The 6538-nt window shown below is 70.4% G+C and carries 7 protein-coding genes and 1 pseudogene; 7 read left to right on the top strand and 1 reads right to left on the bottom strand.

Annotated features, from left to right (window positions below; all coding sequences use genetic code 11):
• From FMP39_RS36605 to FMP39_RS36595, 3 genes are all read left to right on the top strand, one after another.
• Positions 1–327, top strand: a 327-nt coding sequence (locus FMP39_RS36605) for a helix-turn-helix transcriptional regulator (RefSeq protein WP_141594570.1), incomplete at its 5' end; no start/stop codon positions are given.
• 107 nt (positions 328–434) lie between these two features.
• Entirely contained in the window at positions 435–926 is a 492-nt protein-coding gene (locus FMP39_RS36600; protein ID WP_011551256.1) for a DUF962 domain-containing protein, read from the top strand.
• Between the two features lie 9 nt (positions 927–935).
• On the top strand, positions 936–1451 hold the full coding sequence (locus tag FMP39_RS36595; RefSeq protein ID WP_141594569.1) for a DUF962 domain-containing protein: 516 nt from the start codon (positions 936–938) through the stop codon (positions 1449–1451).
• Between the two features lie 22 nt (positions 1452–1473).
• Here the strand turns inward: FMP39_RS36595 and FMP39_RS36590 are convergent, their stop codons facing one another.
• Positions 1474–2721, bottom strand: a complete 1248-nt coding sequence (locus FMP39_RS36590) for an adenylate/guanylate cyclase domain-containing protein (protein ID WP_228558639.1) — start codon at positions 2719–2721, stop codon at positions 1474–1476.
• Positions 2722–2950: 229 nt separating this feature from the next.
• Between FMP39_RS36590 and FMP39_RS36585 the strand changes: the two genes are divergently transcribed.
• The 4 genes and pseudogenes from FMP39_RS36585 to FMP39_RS36570 all read left to right on the top strand — a co-directional run.
• Positions 2951–3685 carry a 16S rRNA (uracil(1498)-N(3))-methyltransferase gene (locus FMP39_RS36585; protein WP_141594567.1) on the top strand — a complete coding sequence of 245 codons (735 nt, stop codon included), beginning with the start codon at positions 2951–2953 and terminating at the stop codon, positions 3683–3685.
• Between the two features lie 110 nt (positions 3686–3795).
• Positions 3796–4062, top strand: coding sequence for a GlsB/YeaQ/YmgE family stress response membrane protein (locus tag FMP39_RS36580; RefSeq protein WP_090484944.1), 267 nt, complete (start codon positions 3796–3798; stop codon positions 4060–4062).
• Between the two features lie 192 nt (positions 4063–4254).
• Positions 4255–5841, top strand: coding sequence for an RDD family protein (locus tag FMP39_RS38630; RefSeq protein ID WP_305036091.1), 1587 nt, complete (start codon positions 4255–4257; stop codon positions 5839–5841).
• A gap of 52 nt (positions 5842–5893) precedes the next feature.
• Positions 5894–6538: pseudogene (locus FMP39_RS36570) on the top strand (FrgA protein); the annotation flags it as partial.

Raw genomic sequence — 6538 nt, 5'->3', positions numbered from 1 at the left:
ACGCCCCCCTTCCTGCAACAGGTCCGCGACGCCCTCCGCGCCTCCCTGCGGAACGGAGCGCCGCAGATGGGCGACGTGGCCCGGCAGCTCCACGTCAGCCCCCGCACCCTCCAGCGCCGGCTCGCCGAGCACGCCACGTCCTTCCAGGACGAGGTCGACGCAGTGCGCCGTGAGCTGGCCTTCGATTACCTGAGGGACGCGCACCTGGGGGTCAGCGAGGTGGCCTTCCTCCTGGGGTACTCGGAGCTGAGCACCTTCGACCGCGCCTTCAAGCGGTGGACGGGCATGACGCCCCGCGTCTGGCGTGAACGGCCCGAAGCGGGCTGAGCCCGGGTGGCGTGCTCGGCCAGGAGATTGGCGTCCGCGGCCAGGAAACCCCGCGCCACTTCCCCTACGCTGCGGAGCATCCACACCCCTTCGCTTCCGGAGGACGCATGCTCAAGCCCCATGTCGTCGCCCTCTTCGACGAGTACTACTCCTCGCATCAGCACCCGACGAACCGGCTGACGCACAAGATTGCCATCCCGCTCATCGTGCTCCACATCGTCGCGATGCTGGACTGGGTGCACTTGATGGCGGTGCCCGCGATTCCCGGCGGCTCGCTGACGCTGGGCATGGTGGTGTTGGCCCTGGCGGCGGTCTGGTACCTGCGCGCCGACGTGAAGCTGGGCATCATCGTGGTGCTCTTCATGGCCGCGTGCTTCCCGGTGGGCCGGATGATGCCCACGTGGAGCGTGGTGGTCATGGCCGCGTTCGCGTGGCTGGTGCAGTTGGCCGGACACAGCGTGTGGGAGAAGAAGTCGCCTTCCTTCCTCACCAACCTGGTGCACGCGCTGGTGGGTCCGCTCTTCTTCGTCGCGGTGCTCCTGGGGGACTACGTCCTCAAGCCGCAGCAGCAGGCCGCCACCACGCCGGTCCGCGCGTAGTCCCACGCCATGACGAGCTTCGCCGACAAGCTGCGCGTCTGGTTGCCCCTGCATGAGAACGGCGTGAGCCGCGCCGTGCACTTCGTGGGGGCCTACATGTTCATCTTCGCGTTGCTCGTCCCGCTCAGCTTCGTCCGGCTGCCCGTGGGTGACGCGGCGCTCACGGCGGCGCACGTGCTGCTGCTCGCGGTAGTCCTCTACGCCGTCTCCCTGGAGTGGACGGCGGGGCTGCTGATGGCGCTGCCCCTGGCGCCCACGCTGCTCGCCGCGGAGGCCGTCGTCGCGAGGTTTCCGGTGGGCACCGCCACCGCGGTGGCGGTGGGCGTCATGGCCGTGCGCTTCGCGCTCGTCGTCGGCGCGCACGTCGTCTTCGAGAAGAAGACGCATGGCCTGTCCCTGGGCGGACCCCTGCTCTTCTTCATCGAGCCCGTGTACCTGCTCACCGTGGCCCTGTTCTCGCTGGGCATGAAGCAGACGCTGCGGGCCGAGGTGATGACGGACCCCGGCGTGTCACAGCCCGCCTGAGCCCCCAAGCCGCGGCGAGGCGCTACGTGCCCGCCGCGGCCTTGAGCACGGGCGGGACGTCCTCATGGGTGCGCGGGCCGTGCAGGGAGTAGACGACCACGGACTCCCGCCGGCCCTTCACGTGCGCTTCGCCCAGGCGCTCGCCCGTGAAATGCCCGCCGCTCATCTGCCACGTCCGCTCGCTCACCAGGATGTCCACGCCGTGGGACTTGGTGAGGCCCTCCACGCGAGACGCCAGGTTCACCGCGTCACCGATGACGGTGTACTCGTGCTGCTCGGCGCCGCCGAGCATGCCCGCCGCCACCATGCCGGTGTGCAGCCCGATGCCGATGCGCAGCGGCGGCAGGCCTCGCTGCACGCGCTGAGCGTTGATGTCCTCCAGCTTGGCGCGCATGTCGAGCGCCGCCCGCATGGCCAGCTCCGCGTGGTTCTCGCGCGCATCCGGAACGCCCCAGCACGCGAGCATCCCGTCGCCCAGGAACTTGTTCACGATGCCGTGGCGCGCCATGACGATGTGGGCCATGTGCCCGAAGTAGTCGTCCAGCAACTCCAACACCTGTCCCGGGTCCAGCGTCTCGCTCAGCGTGGTGAAGTCGCGGATGTCGCTGAAGAGGATGGTGACGTCGCGCTGCACCGGCTGGAGGGAGTCATCCCCCAGTTGCATCACCCGCTCCACCACCTGCCGGGGCAGGAAGCGGGACAGGCCGTCGCGGCGCCGCAAATTGAGGAACATGCCACCCACTTCCGAGTTCGTCAGCGCGATGAGCGCGCCCAAGGCGCCGTAGCAGATGAGGACGAAGCTGATGCGCGCCACCGAGCCGTGCCCCGTCATCCACGCGAGCAGCGCATAGGCGCCGCTGGACAGCACCGTGGATAACAGCACGTGCCACCACGAGTAACGCACCACGGAGAACGCCAGCACCATGCCCAGGCTGGCGCACAACATGCCGGCATCGAAGACGCCGGAGATGCGCCAGGTGTGCCACGCCATGAAGGAGAAGAAGCTGGTGTCCGCCAGCGTCGTGGGCACGGGCAGCCACCGGGCCCGCTTCGGGTGCGGCTTCTGGAGCAGCAGCACCGCGATGGCGACGACGGAGAAGAGCACGTACGCGGCCATCGCCTGCAGGCGCACGCCGTCCACCGGTGCCGAGTACGTCTCCCCTCCGCCCCAGGCGATGACGACCTGGCTGACCGCCATCAGCAACACCACCAGGACGCGGACGATGGCCACGCGGCGCTCGCCCTGAAGCGAGCTGGTTGCCAGCACCACATCTTCGTTGGAGTGTGATGTGGCTTTGTCGCTGCGACGCATGGTGACGAGCACTGCCCGCTATCGTGCCTCAACTCCCCCACGACAGCGAGGACCCTGGGCTTCCGCAGTCAGCGCATCTTTTGAGCACGCCAGGACGCGGACGGAGCAACTGTCTGCCAACCTGACACCTTGAAGTCGGTGGCCCCCAGGGTCAGAGTCCAACCCCCCGCGCTCTGGAGAAATCGCCTTGGTCCGCCTCTTCGCCCCGTTGCCCGAGCCCGCTCCCGCCGAAGTGGAGCTGACCGGCGAGCGTCGTCACTACCTCCTGCATGTCCTGCGGCTGGAGGAAGGCGACGCGCTGGAGGTCTTCGACGGGAAGGGCCGGGCCTTCGAGGCCCGCGTGGCCCACGTCACGGCAGATGTCGTGCGCGTGACGTTGGGCACCGCGCGCGTGGCCCCTCCGCGCCGCGAGGTCAGCATCCTCCAAGGCCTGCCCAAGGGCGACAAGCTGGAGCTGGTGCTCCAGAAAGGCACCGAGCTGGGCGCCACCGCCTTCCACCCCGTCGCCACGGCGCGAAGTGTCGTGAAGCTCGAGCCCAAGCGCGCGGAGGAGCGCACCTCCCGGTGGACGAAGATTGTCGAGGAGGCCGCTCGGCAGTGCCGCAGGAACGACGTGCCACGCGTGGCCACGCCTGCCCCACTGCTGGATGCGGCTCGCTCGCTGACCGCGGGCACCGTGCTGCTCGTGCTCGACGAGGAAGAGTCGGCCGTGCCCTTGGGCGAAGCGTTCCGGGCCGCGGGCGCGGGCACCGCCGTGGCACTGGTGATTGGCCCCGAAGGGGGGCTTGCGCGTGAAGAAGTGGATGCCTTGACGGCCCTGGGCGCGCGGCCAGTCACCCTGGGCAAGCGCATCCTCCGTACCGAGACGGCGGCGCTCGCGGCGCTGGCGGTGATGATGCACCTGGACGACGAACTCGGGTAGCAGGGGGGCAGCCGAGCGCACGGAGTGGGCGGTTCACACTGTCCGAAGATGATTCCTACGTTTCTGCCGTAGGGGACCTCAGGGGGACCCTCAACACAGGAGAGACACTCATGGGGATCATCGCATTCATCGTCATCGGCCTCATCGCGGGTCTCATCGCCCGCGCCATCCTCCCCGGGAAGCAGAGCATGGGGCTCATCGCAACGACCTTGCTCGGCATGGTCGGTTCGCTCGTGGGCGGCCTTGTCGGTTCGCTGTTCCAGCGTGATGGTCGGCTCTTCGACCTGAGGCCCTCAGGCATCATCATGTCGGTGATTGGCGCAATCGTCGTGCTCCTGCTGGTGGGCGCAGCCGGGCGGCGACGGGTACATGCCTGAGAGTGAAGGACTCTCCACGCGACGTCCCCCCGAGGGATACGCGCATGACACGGTGATGAGCCCCTGACGGTCCTTCGAGCAAGGGACCTCGGGGGCTCGCACTTTTCTTGCCCCCGGCTCATGGCTGTCTTTTCATGTAGCAGTCGTCCAGCCGGGAGGAGTCCGTTGTCCAAGTGCTTGAAGTGCGGTGCCATGCTTCCACCCGTGGGTGAGTGCGCGGCCTGCGACACCGTCACTGTCCGCTCACCCGGAGTGCCCAGCCTCCTCGATCGCGACATCCGCATCGACCGCCGCACGGAGCAACGCGAGGAAGAGCTCTCGACGCTCCCGGGCACGCCCGCGTTCGCCGACCTGGCGCAGCATGCGCCGCCGCCTCCTCCTTCCGTCGCCCCCCTGTCCACGCCGCTGCCGGGCCCCGCAATGCCTCGCGCGGCGCAGCCAGCCGCCACGCCCCGGCCACTGCAACAGCCGGGTGCCGCCGCCCTCCGCGCCGCGCAGCCGGGTGCCGCGCCCCAGCAGGCCGGTGCCGCTCAGCCGGGTGCCGCTGCGCCTTGGGCCGCCGCTCCTCAGCAGGCCGCGCCCCGCGCCGCTCAGCCCGGTGCCGCCGCGCCTCAGCAGGCCGGAGCCGCGCAGCCGAGTGTCGCCGCGCCTCGCGCCGCGCAGCCCGGTGCCGCCGCGCCTCGTCCCGCTCAGCCCGTCGCCGCGCCCCAGCAGGCAGCGCCCCGCGCCGCGCAGCCCGGTGCCGCACTACCCCACGCCGCGCAGCCCGGTGCCACCGCGCCTCAGCAGGCCGCGCCTCGGTCCGCGCAGCCTGGCGCTGCATCTCCGCACGCGGGAGCCGCAACGCCTCACGCCGCGCAGCCAGGCGCCGCGCCGCGCCCGCCTCAGCCCGGTGCCGCCGCGCCTCGCGCCGCTCAGCCCCAGCCCGCGACGGGTTCCCCCATGACGCCGGCCTATGGAACGCCGCCGGTGGCGCCCGCGCCGCACCCGCAGGCCCCGGCACAGCTGGCGGCTCCTGCGATTGCGCCCGTTGGCCTGCCCCGCATGGAGCAGGCGGCGCCTCCCGCGGGCCTGCCCCGCATGGAGCAGGCGGCGCCTCCCGCCGCGTCCACTTCCGGACTGCCTCGCATGGAGCACGTCGAAGCCGCCTCCACGGGTCTCCCGGCGATGGAGTCCCCGGCCGCGGCCCCTTCGGCCCTGCCGAACATGGAGCCGCTTCTCCCCGGCGTGTCCGTAGGGGTGGCGCGCTCCGAGGCCATCAAGGCGCCCCCGTCCAAGGCCCAGGTCAAGTCCGCCTCGGGCGTCACGGAAGTGCACGCCCGCCCAGCCTCCCTGTGGCGGCGGCTGCTCTCCTTCACCATCGACACGGCGGCCATCGCCGGCGTGGCGGCGCTCTACCTCACCCTGGCCTCGTCGGTGACGGGGCTGAAGACGCCGGAAGCGGGGCTGACGGGGCTGGATGCCTTCGTGGCCTGGCTGCGCGCCTTCCACACCATCCTCCTGCCCGGGTTTTTCCTCGTTCTGGTGCTCGCGCTCGTATACTGCGCGGTGGCGGCCTTCCTCTGGAATGGCCGGACGCTCGGACGGCTGCTCCTGGGGCTGCGGCTGGTGGACACACATGGGATTGCCCCGGCACCGGGACGAGCCATCGTGCGAGCCCTGCTTTCCGGCGTGTCCTTCGTCTTCTTCCTTGGTGGCTTCTGGATGGCGCTTTTCGACCGGCGCGGGCAGACGCTTCATGACAAGCTGACGTCCACCTTCGTCGTTCAACCGAGCTGAACCACCGGCTCATTGTGCCTTGCGGCCGCGGCCGTAAGATGCCGCGTCCTACATGCCCGCCCGTCTCGCCCAGTTCCTCGTCTCACGCATGCTTCTCACGCAGGAGAGGGCGGGGGAGGTGCTGCGTCAGCACCAGACCCTGGGCGGGCAGGTGGACTCCGTGCTGTTGGAGCAGGGCATCGCCAGCGAGGCGGAAGTGCTCGCGATGCTCGGAGAGGTCTCCGGCTTCATGCCGGTGAACCTGATGGACTTCGAGCCCAATCCCGAAGTCGCCTCCTTCATCCCGCCCAAAATCGCCGAGCGCCTGTGCGTCGTCCCCCTGTCCCTAGACGGGAACACGCTGCACGTCGCCAGCGGCTACCCGGTGCCCAAGAAGGAGCTCGACGAGGTCGGCTTCCTCCTGGGCAAGCCGCTCGAGCTCTGGGTGGCCACCGAGGTGCGCGTCCGCGAGTGGGTCTCCACCATCTACCGCCAGCCCCTGGCCCTGCGCTTCGCGAAGCTCGCGGCGGCGTTGGATCCGGAAGCCCAGGCGGCCCCGCCGCCACCGCCGCCCGCCGCGGCCATGGAAGAGGAGTCGCTCACCACGGACATGGTGGAGCGGTTGGCTCGCTCCGTCGCGCAAGAGCCCCTCGCCGTGGAGACCAGCGCCGCGCCCCAGGCCGCGGCCCCTCGTCCCGAGGCCCCCGCGAGCCCCCAG

It is taken from the genome of Myxococcus sp. AB056, assembly GCF_006547365.1.
In the GTDB taxonomy this organism is placed as follows: Bacteria; Myxococcota; Myxococcia; order Myxococcales; family Myxococcaceae; genus Myxococcus; species Myxococcus virescens.
This window is presented reverse-complemented; position numbering and strand designations above follow the sequence as displayed.